General features: G+C 69.5%; 17 protein-coding genes. 4 read left to right on the top strand and 13 right to left on the bottom strand.

All coding sequences use genetic code 11. From position 1 onward, the window contains the following. Positions 1-44: 44 nt before the first annotated feature. The gene (locus tag IXW21_RS03705) at positions 45-1,337 is read right to left on the bottom strand and encodes a sugar ABC transporter substrate-binding protein (protein WP_194762901.1); all 1,293 of its coding nucleotides are present in this window, start codon (positions 1,335-1,337) and stop codon (positions 45-47) included. Positions 1,338-1,529: 192 nt separating this feature from the next. Between IXW21_RS03705 and IXW21_RS03700 the strand changes: the two genes are divergently transcribed. The 3 genes from IXW21_RS03700 to IXW21_RS03690 all read left to right on the top strand — a co-directional run bounded on the left by IXW21_RS03700 (position 1,530) and on the right by IXW21_RS03690 (position 3,563). After that, positions 1,530-2,390 carry a spermidine synthase gene (locus tag IXW21_RS03700; protein ID WP_194762900.1) on the top strand — a complete coding sequence of 287 codons (861 nt, stop codon included), beginning with the start codon at positions 1,530-1,532 and terminating at the stop codon, positions 2,388-2,390. A gap of 110 nt (positions 2,391-2,500) precedes the next feature. After that, positions 2,501-3,028, top strand: a complete 528-nt coding sequence (locus IXW21_RS03695; RefSeq protein WP_194762899.1) for a hypothetical protein — start codon at positions 2,501-2,503, stop codon at positions 3,026-3,028. A 46-nt stretch (positions 3,029-3,074) separates the two neighbouring features. Beyond that, complete coding sequence (locus IXW21_RS03690; RefSeq protein WP_194762898.1) at positions 3,075-3,563, top strand: SprT-like domain-containing protein; 489 nt, start codon at positions 3,075-3,077, stop codon at positions 3,561-3,563. Positions 3,564-3,644: 81 nt separating this feature from the next. Here IXW21_RS03690 and IXW21_RS03685 read toward each other — a convergent pair whose 3' ends face one another. The 11 genes from IXW21_RS03685 to IXW21_RS03635 all read right to left on the bottom strand — a co-directional run bounded on the left by IXW21_RS03685 (position 3,645) and on the right by IXW21_RS03635 (position 13,506). Then, positions 3,645-4,067: a DUF3054 domain-containing protein gene (locus tag IXW21_RS03685; protein ID WP_194762897.1), complete on the bottom strand. Its 423-nt coding sequence runs from the start codon at positions 4,065-4,067 to the stop codon at positions 3,645-3,647. Between the two features lie 108 nt (positions 4,068-4,175). Beyond that, positions 4,176-4,841, bottom strand: coding sequence for a 2-phosphosulfolactate phosphatase (locus IXW21_RS03680; RefSeq protein WP_194762896.1), 666 nt, complete (start codon positions 4,839-4,841; stop codon positions 4,176-4,178). 67 nt (positions 4,842-4,908) lie between these two features. Next, the gene (locus IXW21_RS03675; RefSeq protein WP_194762895.1) at positions 4,909-6,381 is read right to left on the bottom strand and encodes an ABC transporter permease; all 1,473 of its coding nucleotides are present in this window, start codon (positions 6,379-6,381) and stop codon (positions 4,909-4,911) included. Beyond that, complete coding sequence (locus tag IXW21_RS03670; protein ID WP_194762894.1) at positions 6,378-7,139, bottom strand: ABC transporter ATP-binding protein; 762 nt, start codon at positions 7,137-7,139, stop codon at positions 6,378-6,380. Before IXW21_RS03670 ends, IXW21_RS03675 begins: the two co-directional genes overlap by 4 nt. A gap of 112 nt (positions 7,140-7,251) precedes the next feature. Then, on the bottom strand, positions 7,252-7,887 hold the full coding sequence (locus IXW21_RS03665) for a response regulator (protein WP_194762893.1): 636 nt from the start codon (positions 7,885-7,887) through the stop codon (positions 7,252-7,254). After that, the gene (locus IXW21_RS03660) at positions 7,884-9,077 is read right to left on the bottom strand and encodes a histidine kinase (protein WP_194762892.1); all 1,194 of its coding nucleotides are present in this window, start codon (positions 9,075-9,077) and stop codon (positions 7,884-7,886) included. The genes IXW21_RS03665 and IXW21_RS03660 overlap by 4 nt, the downstream gene beginning before the upstream one ends. Before the next feature lie 87 nt (positions 9,078-9,164). Continuing rightward, positions 9,165-9,956 carry a class I SAM-dependent methyltransferase gene (locus tag IXW21_RS03655; protein ID WP_194762891.1) on the bottom strand — a complete coding sequence of 264 codons (792 nt, stop codon included), beginning with the start codon at positions 9,954-9,956 and terminating at the stop codon, positions 9,165-9,167. Between the two features lie 40 nt (positions 9,957-9,996). Further along, entirely contained in the window at positions 9,997-11,157 is a 1,161-nt protein-coding gene (locus IXW21_RS03650) for an AMP-binding protein (protein ID WP_194762890.1), read from the bottom strand. 55 nt (positions 11,158-11,212) lie between these two features. Further along, positions 11,213-12,133 carry a 1,4-dihydroxy-2-naphthoyl-CoA synthase gene (locus tag IXW21_RS03645; protein ID WP_194762889.1) on the bottom strand — a complete coding sequence of 307 codons (921 nt, stop codon included), beginning with the start codon at positions 12,131-12,133 and terminating at the stop codon, positions 11,213-11,215. Positions 12,134-12,212: 79 nt separating this feature from the next. Further along, complete coding sequence (locus IXW21_RS03640) at positions 12,213-13,172, bottom strand: permease prefix domain 1-containing protein (protein ID WP_194762888.1); 960 nt, start codon at positions 13,170-13,172, stop codon at positions 12,213-12,215. A gap of 1 nt (position 13,173) precedes the next feature. Next, positions 13,174-13,506, bottom strand: a complete 333-nt coding sequence (locus IXW21_RS03635) for a PadR family transcriptional regulator (protein ID WP_056515870.1) — start codon at positions 13,504-13,506, stop codon at positions 13,174-13,176. Between the two features lie 129 nt (positions 13,507-13,635). Here IXW21_RS03635 and IXW21_RS03630 point away from each other — a divergent pair, with 129 nt between their 5' ends. Then, positions 13,636-14,613: an o-succinylbenzoate synthase gene (locus IXW21_RS03630; protein ID WP_194762887.1), complete on the top strand. Its 978-nt coding sequence runs from the start codon at positions 13,636-13,638 to the stop codon at positions 14,611-14,613. Between the two features lie 30 nt (positions 14,614-14,643). Here the strand turns inward: IXW21_RS03630 and IXW21_RS03625 are convergent, their stop codons facing one another. Then, positions 14,644-15,267 (bottom strand): TetR/AcrR family transcriptional regulator, encoded by a 624-nt coding sequence (locus IXW21_RS03625; protein WP_194762886.1) that lies wholly within the window; start codon positions 15,265-15,267, stop codon positions 14,644-14,646. Positions 15,268-15,364: the final 97 nt, after the last annotated feature.

The raw sequence follows: 15,364 nt of genomic DNA, 5'->3' as shown, positions 1-15,364 counted from the left end.
GGCCGGCAGTGGCGCTTGCACCATCGACATGGAGGGATACAGCCTTACTGGTTGAGCAGGTCGGTCATCTCAGCAGCGGCATCCTTCGTCGCGGTGGCGACGTCCTTCTGTCCGCTGAGGATCGCCTGGATCATCGAGTTGGTCGTCTTCTTCGCCTGCACGGCGCCGAAGTTCGGGGTCACCGGCACGGATGCGCCGCCCTCCACCATCTGCTGCGCGAACGGAGCGACGAGCGGGTCGGTCGAGGCCAGGGCCTCTTCCATCGCCGACTGAACTCCCGGGAAGTATCCGGTCTCATCTGCCCACTTCTCGGCGAACTCGCCCGTGGTCATGAGCTTGACGAACTCCCATGCGAGCTCGGGGTTCTCCGTGGTGTTGAACACGGACAGGTGCGAGCCACCGAGCACGGACGGAGCGATGCCGCCGTCTTCACCGGGGATCACGGCCGCGCCGATCTTGCCCTCGAGGTCGGGGTTCGCCTCGATGAGAGCCTTGGGAGTCCACGAGCCCGAGAGCATCATGGCGACGTTGCCCTGCGTGAACGAGTCACGGAGATCGGTCTCCTTCCACGTGGTGGCGCCGGCCGACGAGAAGCCGTGCTCGGTGGCGAGTCCGGTGTAGAACTCGATGCCGGCCTGCGACTCGTCGCTGTCGAGCTCGCTGGTCCAGGTCTTGCCGTCGAGCGTCGCGACCTCGCCGCCCGCACCCCAGACCCAGGGGTACACCTGGAACTCGGCGTCGCCGGCGACGGGGAACGGCAGCATGTCGGGCTTGGCGGCCTTGATGGCCTCACCCGCGGTGACGATGTCGTCCCACGTCTTCGGAGCCTCGAGACCGAGCTCCTCGAAGACGTCGGTGCGGTACACGATCGAGCGCACGCCGGCGTACCAGGGCATGCCGTACAGCTCGTCGTCGTAGGTGCCGGCGACGGCGAGCCCCTCGACGAGATCGTCGCGCAGCCCCTTCTCCGCGTCGACGTACTCGTCGATCGGCTCGAGAGCGCCGGCATCCGCGAACTCGGCGGTCCAGGTCGTGCCGGTCTCGGCGATGTCGGGGGTGGTGCCACCGGCGATCGACGTCACGAAGCGATCGTGGGCGTCGGCCCACTGGATCTCCTCGATCGTGACCGTCGCACCGGTCTCCTCCTCGAACGCCGCGGACACCTCGTCGTAGAACGCGGTGGCGTCGGGGTTGGTGCCCTTCATGATCCAGACGGTGAGCTCCTGGCCCTCGCCGCCTGCAGACCCGCCGTTGTCGGTCGCGCCACCGGCGCAGGCCGCCAGGCCCAGGGTGGCCACAGCGCCGAGCGCCACGACCGGAAGAATGCGCTTATGCATCAGGGATCTCCTCTTTGAACGTCCTGGTGGCTTCGGGAACCCACCCGGTTAGGAAAAAGTATTCATCACTAACTAATTCCCTGCAAGTTATTCCCGGAAACGTCACGTGGCCGTAACATCGGCCAAATCGGGCCCTCTGCGAGCGGTGTCCGGGCCGTCCCGCAGCGCCTGCGAGCCGCGTAGTCTCGAGGAATGGGACGGACACGAGCACGCGACGCCGAGCATCCGCACGCACGGCTCGACCACGGCGGAGAGGCCCGCGTCATCCCGTCGGAGTTCACGAGCGGCTTCGAACTGGTCGTCGACGGCACCCCTCAGTCGCATGTCGACCTCGACGATCCTACGCACCTTCACTTCGAATACATCGTGCGCATGGGCGCCGTGATCGATCAGCTCCCCGCCGGTGCGCTCACGGCCGTCCATCTCGGAGCGGGCGCGCTGACCATCCCCCGCTACATCGAGGCGACGAGGCCGGGTTCGCGCCAGCAGGTCATCGAGCTCGAGGCGCCGCTCGTCGCGCTGGTGCGGGAGCACCTACCACTCCCCCGCGGTGCCGCCATCCGCCTGCGCATCGGTGACGCGCGCGAGGGAGTGCACCGGCTGCCCGCGGCGATCGTCGGAAGCTGCGACCTCGTGGTGTCGGACGTCTTCTCCGGAGCCCAGACCCCCGCACATCTGACCAGCATCGAGTTCTACCGCGAGATCGCCGAGCTGCTCGGGCCCACGGGAGTGCTCCTCATCAACGTCGCGGACGGACCGGGACTCGCGTTCGCCCGACGTCAGGTCGCGACGATCGCCGAGGTGCTGCCCGAGGTCGCGATCCTCGCCGACACCCAGGTGCTCAAGGGACGGCGGTTCGGGAACCTCGTGATCGCCGCCTCCGTCGGCCCCCTGCCCACGGAGTGGCTCCCCCGGATGCTCGCAGCAGGCCCGCATCCCGCGAAGATCGCCCAGGGAGCGGAGGTCACGGCGTTCGTGCAGGGAGCGCGCGTGGTCACGGACCAGGATGCCGTGGCATCCCCCCGCCCCGACGCCTCGCTCTTCCTGCGCTGATCCGCACGGATGCGGATGCGGATGCGGATGCGAGCGACAGGGGCGTGCCGACACCGGGAGCGGGCACTCTCGGGGCAGACTGGACGAGGGGACGCTGCGGAAGGAGAGCAATGAGTTTCATCCGAGGATACGACCGGGAGAGTCTTCGCGAACTGGTCGATCTCGATGAATGCGCGGCGCGGCTCGCGGAGATCGAGGAGCAGCGCAGTCTTCCCGCTCTGCTCGAGCGCGTGTGGCTGCTCAAGGTGCTCGGTCGTCTCGACGAGTCCCTCGCTCTCGCCGACACGACAGTGCGTCAGGCGCGCATGGCCGGCACCCGCCGAGACGTGCTGCGCGCGCGCGTGCTGCACGCCACCGTCCTGCAGTACCGGGGAGCGTATGCCGCTGCCGAGCAGGAGCTCGCGACCTGCGCGTCGGAGGCCGAAGGCCAGCGCTGGCTGTCGATCGCGGCCTTCGCGTACCAGCACCACGGCAAGAACGCCTACGAGGCCGGCGATCTCGAGACCGCTCGGGAGAGCTTCAAGCAATCGCTGTTCCTGCGGCGTGAAGCCGGTGCCGCCGACAGCGAGCTCGAGACCGTCCTGCTGGCCATCGAGGCCGTGGAACGACGCCGCCCCGCGGCCCTGTCCATCGGCTGACGCCGGGATGCTCCGCGATGTCGGCGGCGTGGCTTAGCCTGAGCGCATGGCGGAACTTGACCGAGTGCAGGTCTGGGGCGAGGCACTGATCGCGCTGCACCTCGACGACAGCTGGTCCTTCGGCTTCGATCATGCGAAGCGGCGCGCGGGCCAGTGCGACTACACGAAGAAGCGCATCACCGTGTCGCGCTACCTGGCCGCTCGCTTCGACGACGACGACATCCACCAGGTACTGCTTCACGAGGTCGCACATGCGTTGGCGGGGCATGCCGCTGCGCACGGTCCTGCCTGGAAGCGTGTGGCCCGCGATCTGGGTTACGTCGGCGGCACGACGCATCATGGCGAGACAGCCGTGGAACTCGCGCCGTGGGTCGGCACCTGCTCAGCCGGTCATGTCACGTATCGGCACCGGCGACCGTCGCGCCCGACGTCCTGCGCGCGATGCTCCCGCACCTTCGACGCCCGGTATCAGTTCACCTGGTCCCGACGAGAGATCACGGCCGACGCCCGACTGGCCGCGCAGATGTCGCGCTGAGGAGATCAGCGCTGCTCGGGCTCCGCCCCTGACCCGCGCTCATGCTCGGCCTCGGTCGCGTGTTCATCGTCGACTTCGCGGTCAGAGTCGGTTCCGCGCTCGCCCTCTGCGACGGGATCCGGTTCCGCTGCAAGGTCGGCCGACACGGCCGCGCGCCCGACGCATCAACGCCGCCGCAGCACGCCACCCGATCAGGAGCACCCCGAGCGTGATGGTCGCGACGATGATGAACGCGACCTGAGCGGTGTCGCCCGAGGCGATGCGCAGCAGCATGCCACCCGCCACGGTCACGACCCAGACGACCGCGCCCCAAGCGAGTGCCCACGGACGGCGGGGCCGACCGGGCAGCAGCGCGGCGATCAGGTGTCCGACCACCAGGGCGACGAGGAACGGCCACGCCGTGATCAGGAACCCGGCCGGGTTCTCGTCATGAGACGCGCGACCGATGGCCGCGAAGACGAGAACGAAGACCGCATCGAGGAGGAGAGCAGGGACGTACCGCATGAACCGACCCTACGTCGTGCCTCCCGTATCCGGCGGCGGCCACCCGGCCTGTTGCCGACTGCCCCGTCGTGGGCAGTCGGTCTCTGGCGGGGACGGGTGCCGACCCGACTAGTCGAACGCGACGAACACCCCGTCGCGCAGGATCGGCACGGTATCGAGGGCGTCGAGCTCGGCCGCGGCGGCTACCGACGTCGGGGGGGCGCCGGCATCGGTCATCCGTGCCGTGGCCGGAACCCCGTCGGCGATCTCGCGCGCCGACCCGCTCGCGCTCACCATGTGACGCAGGGCCCTGCGGAGCGCCCGGAACCCCTCGGCCGCGACCGCGGCATCCGGAGCCGTGTGATCGATGCCGAGATCTGTCAAGGCGTCGATCACAGCGCCGGCACCGAGCTGGTCTTCGACGGCGAAGCGCACGGCGCCCGCGGCGTCGGCCTCGCCCGCCGCGATCACGGCGACCGACGTTCGCGCCTGACGGCGGTTCTGCAGGGTCACGACGGCGCGGGCGACGGCGCCGGCGTTGCGAAGGCTGCCCAGCAGCACCGTCGTCTCATCCACGGCTGCTGCGGCCGCCGCCACGGCAGCGCCGTTGCGCGACCACCCCACGGCACCTTCGAGAGGAACCTCGGCGCCGGATGCCACGGCATCGGCCACCGACGACGAGAATCGCAGGACATCGACGACCACGACGATGTCGGCGGGGGCGAGTCGGGAGAGCCCGTCGACTCCCCACTCGAGACGCACCTGATACGTGGACTGGTCGAACGGAGCCGGCATCCGTCCAGCTTATGCGGCACGCCCACAGCCCCGCCGACACATGACGTCGGCGGGGCTCGGTCGTTCGTCAGTCCGCCGCGAGCGCCTCGACGGGGGCCACGCGGGTGGCGAGTCGGGTGGGTGCTGCGGCGGCGACCAGCGTCAGCACAGCCGTGGCGGCGACGATGATCGCGATCGGCAGCCAGGGCACGTGCGGGGCGACGAGCCCCGCCGGCTCGAAATCGGGCAGCGTCGGCGTCGAACCGAGCAGTGACTGCGCCGCGACCCAGCCGTACACGATGCCGAGGACCAGGCCGGTGATCGTCGCGGCGACGGTGATGTGCGTCGCCTCCAACAGCACCATGCGGCGCACCTGCCGGTTCGAGAGGCCGATCGAGCGCAGCAGACCGAGCTCGCGGCGACGCTGCACGACGCCGATCGTCAGGAGATTCACCAGCCCCACCGCGGCGATCACGGCCGAGACGGCGACGAGCAGCATCATGATGGCGGCGAAGGCGTCGAACGGCGCGAAGAACTCGTCGGGGATCGATCCCTCCGACTGGCCGATCAGCATCTGCTTGACCGACTCCAGCGCCACCGCGAACATCGTCACGAGCGTGACCCCCATGACGACACCGATCGCCATGCGCGAGGACCGCTCCGGGTGACGCAGAGCGTTCTCCGCGGCCAGACGGGCGGTGGCGCTCGATCCGAACAGACGCCCGACCACCCGCAGCACCGGCGGCATGAAGAGCACGGCGCCGATCGCCAGACCCGTGAACGACAGCAGGCCGCCGAAGAACGCGACGACGACGCCGAGCGGGTGCACCAGCCCGAGCACCACGCCGCCGGCGAGCAGCAGCGCGCCTGCCACGAGCAGCACCCACGCGCCGATGTGACGGCCCGGACGCGACACCTCATCGTGCGTCCGCTCGACCGAGCCTCCGATCGCCTGCAGCGGGGTGACCGCGAGGACCCGTCGGGATCCGACCCACGCCGCGGCCCAGGTCGTCAGCGCGACGCCGACCGCCGGCAGCAGGAGCGCGGGCTGCGCGAGTGAGAACCCGGACGGTTGAGTCGCGATCAGCGTCGAAGCGACCTGCACCCCGACCGCCGAGAGCAGAAGCCCCGCGACGACGCCGACGACAGCGCCGATGACCCCGACGACGAGCCCCTGCCGGCCGACCTCCGCGCGCTGAGACCGCGCCGTCGCCCCGATCAGCCGCATCAGTGCGATCCGGCGCGTGCGCCCCGCGATGATGGTCGAGAACGTGTTCGCCGTGACGATCGCCGCGACGTACATGGCCACCGCAGTGAGCAGCACCGACAGGAGCCCGACGATGACGGCGAGGGTCTCGCTGTCGCCGATGAACGGGTCGGCCTGCAGCACGGCGCCCAGGTAGACGGTGACCTCGACGAGGATGACGCCGAAGGTCGCCGACAGCGCGGCCACCAGGATGCTGGCGCCCATGCCCCGCTCCCGCAGCCAGGCGAATCGAGGACCGGTGGATGCCGTCTGCGGCACGACCGTGTCGATGACGGGGGCGCTCGCCGTGCTCATGCCGCCACCTCGGCCGCGAGCATGTACGCCGAGATCTCCTCGGCGCTCTGACGCGGGTGGTCGGCGACGAGCCGACCGTCGCCCAGGAACAGCACGCGGTCGGCGTGGCTGGCGGCGATCGCGTCATGCGTGACCATCGCGATGGACTGCCCGTGTTCGCGGCTCGCGGCGGCGAGCAGCTGCAGCACCTCGCGTCCGGTCGCGGAATCCAGGTTTCCCGTGGGCTCGTCGGCGAAGACCAGGTCGGGAGCGGTGGCGAGGGCCCGGGCGATCGCGACCCTCTGCTGCTGTCCGCCCGACAGCTGGTGGGGACGGTGCTGGAGCCGCGCGTCGAGCCCGAGGGTCTCGATGAGGCCGTCGATGCGCGCCTTCTCGATCGCACTCGGGCGTCGCCCGTCGAGTTCGAACGGAAGCATGATGTTGCCGATCGCGGTGAGGGTCGGCACCAGGTTGAACGCCTGGAAGATGAACCCCACTCGGCGTCGTCTCAGGATCGTCAGGTCGAGGTCGCCGAGTCCGGTGATCTCAGTGTCTCCGATCCAGGCGCGTCCCTCCGATGGGGTGTCGAGTCCCGCCATGATGTGCATGAGCGTGGACTTGCCCGATCCGGAGGGGCCCATGATGGCCGTGAACTGGCCGCGGCGGATGCCGACGCTGACGTCGTCGAGCGCGCGGACCGTGCCCTCGCCGGCGCCGTAGGTCTTGCTGAGGTGCTGCACGCGGGCTGCGAGCCCGAGGTCGGTGGTCGTGATCTCCATGTCGACGACGCTATTTCGGGCGGGGACCCTGCCGCGTCGCCCGCTCGGCTCATCCGTCTACATCTCCAGGATGATCTGCACCCGATCGTGGGATCCGGGCAGGCCGCTCGACTCAGGCGAGACCGTGCTCGAACGCGAAGACGACGAGCTGCACCCGGTCGCGGAGCGCGAGCTTCGTGAGGATGCGGCTGATGTGCGTCTTCACCGTGGCTTCGCTGAGGTACTCGCGCGCGGCGATCTCGCTGTTCGACAGTCCCCGTGCCGCGAGGGCGAATATCTCCCGCTCACGGTCGGTCAGCGTCGCGAACTCGACGGGCACGGGCTTCGGCGCCTCGGCGAAGTGCTGGAACAGCTCCCTGGTCGCCGAGGCCGCGATCACGCTCGACCCTGCGTGCACCGTGCGGATCGCCGCGAGCAGGAACTCGGGGTCGGCGTCTTTGAGGAGGAATCCGCTCGCTCCCTGGCGGATCGCTCGGGCAGCGGCCTCGTCGAGGTCGAAGGTCGTGAGCATCACGATGCGGGGCGGGTCCGGCTGCGCGAGGATCTCGGCGGTGGCGGTCAGACCGTCCATCACCGGCATCCGGATGTCCATCAGCACGACATCGGGTCGGACCGACCGCACGAGTGCGACAGCCTCGCGGCCGTCACCGGCCTCACCCACCACATCGAGGTCGGGTTGCGATGCGACGAGCATCCGGATTCCGGCGCGGAAGAGCGCCTGGTCGTCGACGAGTACGACCCTGATCATGCTGGTTCTCCGATCGGGAGCGATGCCTGGACCACGAACTGCGTGCCCTGACGCTCCGCCTGCAGGCTACCGCCCACCAGCTGGGCGCGTTCGCGCATGCCGATCACGCCGTGTCCGCCGCCACCCTGCGCGCTCCCCGAGCCGGCACCGGTCGCGCCCACGGTGTTGCGCACCTGCAGGTCGACGCGATCGGGCTGCCAGGCGAGGTGCACATCCACCGCGCCGTCGCCGTGTCGGATCGCATTGGTCAGCGCCTCCTGCAGGATGCGATACACGGCGAGCTGGATCGCTCCCGGCGGCTCACCGGGAGGGGTCGGATCGACCGTGATGCGCGGCTCGATCCCGGCCTGGCGCACCTGGGCGAACAGCGTCTCGAGGTCGGCGAGCGTCGGCTGCGGACCGTCTCCCTGCCGGTGCCGCAGCTGCGTGAGCAGCAGGCGCACGTCACTCAGGGCACCCCGCGCCGTCTGAGCGATCGTCGTCAGAGCTTCGCCCGCCATCTCCGGCTGCGACGCGGCGGCGTACCGCGCGCCGTCGGCCTGCGCGATCACGACGGCGAGCGAATGGGCCACGATGTCGTGCATGTCACGGGCGATCCGCACGCGCTCCTGCTCTTCCGCGGCCAGCGACTCCGCCTGCAGTTGAGCTGACCTGGTCGCTCGCGCCCGCAGCACGACCCGCCAGAGCAGGCCGCACACCCAGGCGAAGCCCAGCGCGAGGATCGACAGCACCAGAAGCAGCGTGCCCGTGGTCAGCTGGTCCCAACCGCTGGTCGCACCGGCCGTGACACCGCCGACGAACACCATGTAGAGCGCCGCCACGAGTGCGCCGACGAGCGCGGAGCCGAAGCCCCACCAGAGCACGACGCGTGAGCCCCATGCCGCGGTCGCGTACAGGATCATCAGGATCGCGAGGTCGATGGGCAGCGGTCCGAAGCCCGCGAGCATCTGCACGATCGCGCCCGCCCAGGCCCCGGCGAGCGCGAGTGCCGGCGCGAGCCGACCGATCGCGACGCCGCCGAACATGAGCAGACCCGACACCGCGATCGCTCCGGCACTGGCGATCGGGTTCGCCACGTTCCCCGCGCCCGGACCGTAGAACACGATCGAGAAGGGGGTGAGGATGACGAAGAGCAGCGCTGCGCCGACGATGTCGAGCACGAGCGCCGTGCGAGAGAGCGGGCGGATCACTCCCCCACGCTACGCGGCCCGCCGCCGGCCTCGCATCCGCCTGGAGATGTATCCGCGGCGCGCCGCAGCCGGATCCACACCGCTGTCTCAGGCGCGGGCGATGATCTCGCCGTGCGGCACGAGGTACCAGCCGTCGCCGTCGTCGGCCCAGCGCTTCCAGGCGTCGCTGATCGACAGAAGATCCTCGGGTGTCGCCATCTCACTGTCGACCAGCTGTCGCGCGAGCGCGGACTCCAGGATGCGGTCCGCCCACATCCCGCCCCACCAGGCACGGTCCTCCGGTGTCGCGTACGTCCAGTTCGAGGTCGTCGCCGTGATGTCCTCGAATCCGGCCGCCCGCGCCCAGGCTAGCAGGCGCCTGCCCGCGTCGGGCTCGCCGCCGTTCGCGCGCGCAGCGCGACGATACAGATCGAGCCATCGGTCGAGCTCGGGCAGCACGGGGAACCAGATGAACCCCGCGTAGTCGGCATCGCGCGCCGCCACGACTCCTCCCGGCGCCGTGACTCGACGCATCTCGCTGAGTGCCTGCACGGGGTCGGCCACGTGCTGCAGCACCTGGTGCGCGTGCACGACGTCGAAGGTGTCGTCGGCGAAGCTGAGGTCGTGCACGTCCTCGACCGAGAAGTCGATGTTCGTCAGGCCCAGACCCGCCGCGCGATCCCGAGAGAGCGACAGTGCCGCCTCGTCGATCTCGGTGGCGGTGACGTGACTCACGGTTCCCGCGAAGTCGACCGTGATGCTGCCGGGGCCCGCCCCGACGTCGAGAAGCCGTGCACCCGCGGTGAGATGTGGGCGAAGGTACTCCGCCGAGTTCGCGATGTTCCGACTGCTGTGCGAGCGGAGGACGGTCTCGTGGTGTCCGTGCGTGTAGATGGCCATGATCGATTCTGGCAAAGAATCGGACGCGGGCCTTCCCCGGTCAGTGCAGGTCTGCGACGGCGCGACGGATCGCCTCGCGGTCGGGCTTGCCCGAAGCGAGGACGTCGAGCGCGTCGACCAGAACCAGCCGTGCGGGTCTCGCGTGCTTGCCGAGCTCGTCGGCGACGATGTCGCGCGCGTGCGCGAGCTGCTCGGCCTCGCTGCGCCGCAGCGCCTCGCCGCGAGCGGCGACGATCACCGATGCTTCGCCCCAGCGGTCGTCGGCCACGCCCACGACCACGGCGCCGGTGAGTCCGGGCACGCGACGGACCAGCCGTTCGACCCGGTCGAGGGAGATGTTGATGCCTCCCGAGACGATCACGTTGTCGGCGCGCCCGTGCACGCGCACGGTGCCGTCCTCGACCAGACCGAGATCTCCCGTGTGATACCAGCGGATGCCGTGCTCGTCACGCGAGAAGTTCTTCGCGGTGAGCTCGCTGTCGTCCAGGTAGCCGTCGGCGAGCATCGGCCCCGCGATGCGCAGCTCGCCGTCCACTGTGCGCACGCCCACCGTGTCGAGCGGGACCCCGTCGTAGACGCATCCGCCGCTGGTCTCCGTCGAGCCGTAGGTACGGACCAGACGCACCCCGAGTTCCGCCGCCCGATCGCGGATCGGCTCGGGCAGGGCCTGCCCACCCACGAGGATCGCGCGGTACGCCTGCAGCGCGGCGAGCACCGGACCGTCTCCGGACGCCTCGAGCAGCGTGGACAGCTGCGCGGGGACGAGCGAGGTGTACAGCTCCGGGATCGCGCCCGATGCCCCTGCCGAGGGTCGGAGCATCGAGAGCGTCGACTCGGCGAAGGACTCCGGTGAGAACCGACCGCTCAGCGCGACCGGATGGGTGTCGGCGAGCAGCGACCGCACGATCACCTGAAGCCCTGCGACGTAGCCGGCGGGTAGCGCGAGCAGCCATCTGCCGCCGCCGATCCGCGCAGCCGTCGCCTCTGCGCTCGCGCGCAGAGCCTCGCCGCTCAGCGCGACGCGTTTCGGGATGCCGCTGGAACCCGAGGTGGCGATGACGACCGCGGTGCCGTCGGGCACTCGATCGGGTGCTTCCCCGAGCATCCCGAATCCGAGCGCGGGGCCGCCGTCGAGGGCCCGGGCGAGCGCGTCGCGGAGCTCGACCGGATCCTCGGCATCCGTCGATCTCAGTGCGACCATGGTGCTCTCCGCTGCGCTCGGTTCTGTCGGGAACTCTCTCGGTGCCGTCAGGAATTCAGTAGTGCCAGGGGAAGGACGACCAGTCCGGATCGCGCTTCTCGAGGAACGAGTCACGACCCTCGACGGCCTCATCGGTGCCGTACGCCAGACGCGTGGCCTCGCCCGCGAAGACCTGCTGCCCCACGAGACCGTCATCGACAGCGTTGAAGGCGAACTTGAGCATCCGGATGGCGGTCGGCGACTTGGTCAGCACCGTGCGCGCCATCTTCAGCGCCTCACGTTCGAGCTCGGCGTGCGGAACGACACGGTTCACGGCGCCCGCCTCGTACGCGCGCTGCGCCGAGTACTCCTCGGCGAGGAAGAACACCTCGCGCGCGAACTTCTGACCGGTCTGCCGCGCCATGTACGCCGAACCGTATCCGGCGTCGAAGCTTCCGACGTCGGCGTCGGTCTGCTTGAACCGCGCCTCCTCCGCCGAGGCGATCGTGAGGTCGCACACGACGTGCAGCGAGTGTCCGCCGCCCGCCGCCCACCCGGGCACGACCGCGATGACGACCTTGGGCATGAAGCGGATCAGCCGTTGCACCTCGAGGATGTGCAGTCGGCCCACGGCGGGCTGGGCGGGACCATCCTGGGTTGCTGAGCCCGTCGACGCATACTTGTAGCCGTCGCGACCGCGAATGCGCTGATCGCCACCGGAGCAGAACGCCCAGCCGCCGTCCTTCGGGCTCGGTCCGTTGCCGGTCAGCAGCACGGCCCCGATACGGGGGTTCTGCCGGGCACTGTCGAGAGCACGGTACAGCTCGTCGACGGTGTGCGGGCGGAAGGCGTTGCGCACCTCCGGGCGGTTGAAGGCGATCCGAGCGACCCCGCCATCGGTGCTCACGTGGGCGGTGATGTCGGTGTAGTCCTCGGCGCCGGGCGCGAGCACCCATTCGTCCGGGTCGAACAGGTCTGAGACGAATGCGCTGGTCACGGCATCCAGCCTATTCCCGACGGGGTTGCACACGCAGACGGCGCCGCGTGCGAGTGCAGGCGGCGCCGTCGCATCCCGCTCAGCCGCGGCGAGCGCGCGCGGTCTTGAGCCAACCGTCGACGATGTCCCAGATCGGGAAGGCGTCGAGGGAGAACCCGGTGATGACCGTGAGGATGCGCATGGTCTCGTCCGTCACGCCGTTGTCGGTGAAGACGAAGCGCAGGAACTCGGGATTGAGGAGCTCTCCCCGCACCAGCAGAGCGAGAGACCAGGCCGCGAACACTACGGCCAGCAGTGTGTTGACCACAGCGGCACCGATCGTCCACCGCCGGTTCGCGTAGACCACCACCGCGAGCAACGCCTCTGCGGCGATCAGCACGAAGAACACCGTGATACCCCACGGCCACAGCCCGGGATTCAGGATGGCGATCGGGGCGCCTTCGGTCGGGAAGAACCCGATGAATGCGTCCCAGAACACCGCTCCGACACCGAGCAGCAGGAAGACGACCGAGGCGATGGCATCGGCACGTCCCGCGCCGTTCTGCGTCGGCTCGGGCAACTGGTCGACGCTCCACCTCACACCCGTGTCCGCACCCGTTCGTTCGAGGATGAAGAACACCAGCGTCACCCAGAACCCGACGTGCACGATCGACCCGAGGGCCGCGACGACCGCCGTGCCGATGACCTCGCCGACCGGGGCCCCGTCGATGAGCTGGCCGAGCATCACGCCACCGAACGCGCAGATCGGCACGATGATCAGCAGCAGCTTCAGCAGCCGCCACCAGACCAGGTAGTACTTCGGTCCGATGAGATGCAGCGGGCGATCGGCATATCCCGCAGCGAGGATGCCGGGGTCGCCGAGCTCGGTGAGGACCGCGCGTTCCGCGTCGTCCCGAGACTCACCCTGCTCGAGCCTGGCGTCGATCGCGTCGGCGATCGATCCTTCGAGCTCGGCACGCACGTCGTCCTGCACCTCGGGCGTGAGGCTTCGGATGGTGGCGCTGATGTACCGCTCCGTGAGCGTGGCTGTCGTGGTCATGTCAGTTCTCCTCAGCTGTGAGGGTCGCGATCGCCGTGGTGAGCGAGCGCCATTCTTCGGTCAGGGTGTCGGCGAGCCGGATCCCGGCCTCCGATGTGCGGTAGAACTTGCGAGGCCGCGCCTCGTCGGTGTTCCACTCGCTCGTGAGGTACTCCTGCTTCTCGAGCCTGCGAAGCAGCGGGTACAGCGTGTTCGCGTCTGTGGCGAAGCCTCGGCGCTCGAGGTCTTCGAGCAGCGCGTAGCCGTAGCCCGCCGTGCGCAGCAGCTGCAGGCAGGCCAGCACGACGGTGCCGCGGCGCAGTTCCTGCAGGTGCGTGTCGAGGGTTTCGTTCATGTCCATCACAGTACTGTGCGCCACACACCATTGTCAATGGCACAGCGCTGTGTCGATTCGGAAAGGATCCCGAAGCCCGTGCGGCACGGCGGACGCCACGCGGCGGCCCTCTCGGAGCAGAATGAGCACATGCTCCCACCGCTCGCAGACCTGCTCGGCACGGCCCGGGTCGTCTCCCTGCCCATGCACACCCGATTCCGTGGTGTCGACACCAGAGAGGCGCTGCTCGTCGAGGGGCCGCAAGGGTGGGCGGAGTTCTCGCCGTTCCTCGAGTACGAGGATGCCGAGGCCGCGACCTGGCTCGCCGCGGCGATCGACTTCGCCTGGAACCCTCAGCCCGAGCCGTTGCGCGAGCGCGTCGGAGTGAACGCCACGATCCCGGCGATCGAGGCCGCACACGTGGCCGAAGTGCTGGCTCGATTCGCCGGCTGCCGCACCGCGAAGGTCAAGGTCGCGGAGCCCGGGCAGACGCTCGCCGACGACATCGACCGCGTGCGCGCGGTGCGCGAGGCGATGGGCCCCGAGGGACGCATCCGCGTCGACGCCAACGGCCTGTGGAACGTGGACGAGGCCGAGCATGCGGTGCATGCCCTCAACGAGTTCGACCTGGAGTACGTCGAGCAGCCCTGCGCCACGGTGCCCGAACTCGCCGAGCTGCGCACCCGCGTGAAGTACATGGGCATCCCGGTCGCCGCCGACGAGAGCATCCGCAAGTCGTCCGACCCGCTCGCCGTCGCCCGAGAGAAGGCGGCCGACCTGCTCGTGATCAAGGCGCAGCCGCTCGGCGGCATCACCCATGCACTGCAGATCGTCACGGCTGCGGGGCTTCCCGTCGTCGTCTCCAGCGCCCTCGACACGGCGATCGGACTCTCGCAGGGGGCCGCGCTCGCGGCAGCACTGCCGACGCTCGACTATGACTGCGGTCTGGGCACGTCATCGCTGTTCCTCGATGACGTGGCCGAGCTGCGTCCGGTCGACGGATCGATCTCTGCAGAGCGAATCGCGCCGGATGAGGCCGCGCTGACCCGACTCGCGGCCTCGGACGATCGCCGCGACTGGTGGCTCGACCGACTCAGCCGCTGCTACGAGGTGCTCGCGGCGCGCTGACCCCTGCTCATCCGACTGCCCGCCGTCACGTCACTCGGCGAGCAGCAGCTGCACGAGCCTGCCGAGTTCCTCACCGCCGGAGTGCCGCAGCTGGTCGGAGTCCTGCCCCGCCATCGCTCCGCGCACGGTCATGCCCTCCCAGATGATCATGAGCATCCGCGCGGCCTCGTCGGCCGGAACTTTCAGCTCGAGGGAGCTCACTGAGACGATGTCGGTGATGATCGTCGCGATGCTCGAGACCATCTCGCGCTCCTGCGCGAGGTAGGCCGTGCCGAACTGCTCATCGCGCAGCGCGCGGATGCGGATCTCGCTCATGAGCATGACGCCGAGGCGGTCGTCGCCCCCGGCATCCATGATCTGCTGCACGAGATCGACCGGATCGCAGCCGGCGGTGAGACCCCCCTCTGCCGCGATCTCGTCGACGCGATCGCGCACGGCGCTCACCCGCTGCTCGGCGACACTGCCTGCCAGCATCAGGAACAGCTCGTCCTTGGAATCGAAGTTGGAGTAGAAGGCGCCGCGGGTGAAACCGGCGCGCTCGCAGACGGCCTCGACGGAGGCGCCTTCGAGACCGACCTCGGCGAACACCTGCGCGGCGGCGTCGAGAAGCCGGGCTCGCGTGTTCTCGCGGCTTCGGGGGGCGGATGTCGTCATCGAGCCATCCTTTCACTGGGGGTGCTGCACCTCTCGAAGGATCTCACACCCCGCACACAGACTCCGGGGCTCGGATCACCTTACGATACATCTATGT

The organism is Microbacterium sp. UFMG61 (genome assembly GCF_015354505.1).
GTDB lineage: Bacteria > Actinomycetota > Actinomycetes > Actinomycetales > Microbacteriaceae > Microbacterium.
Note: the sequence above shows the minus strand (reverse complement) of the source record. Positions and strands in the feature narration are given on the sequence as shown.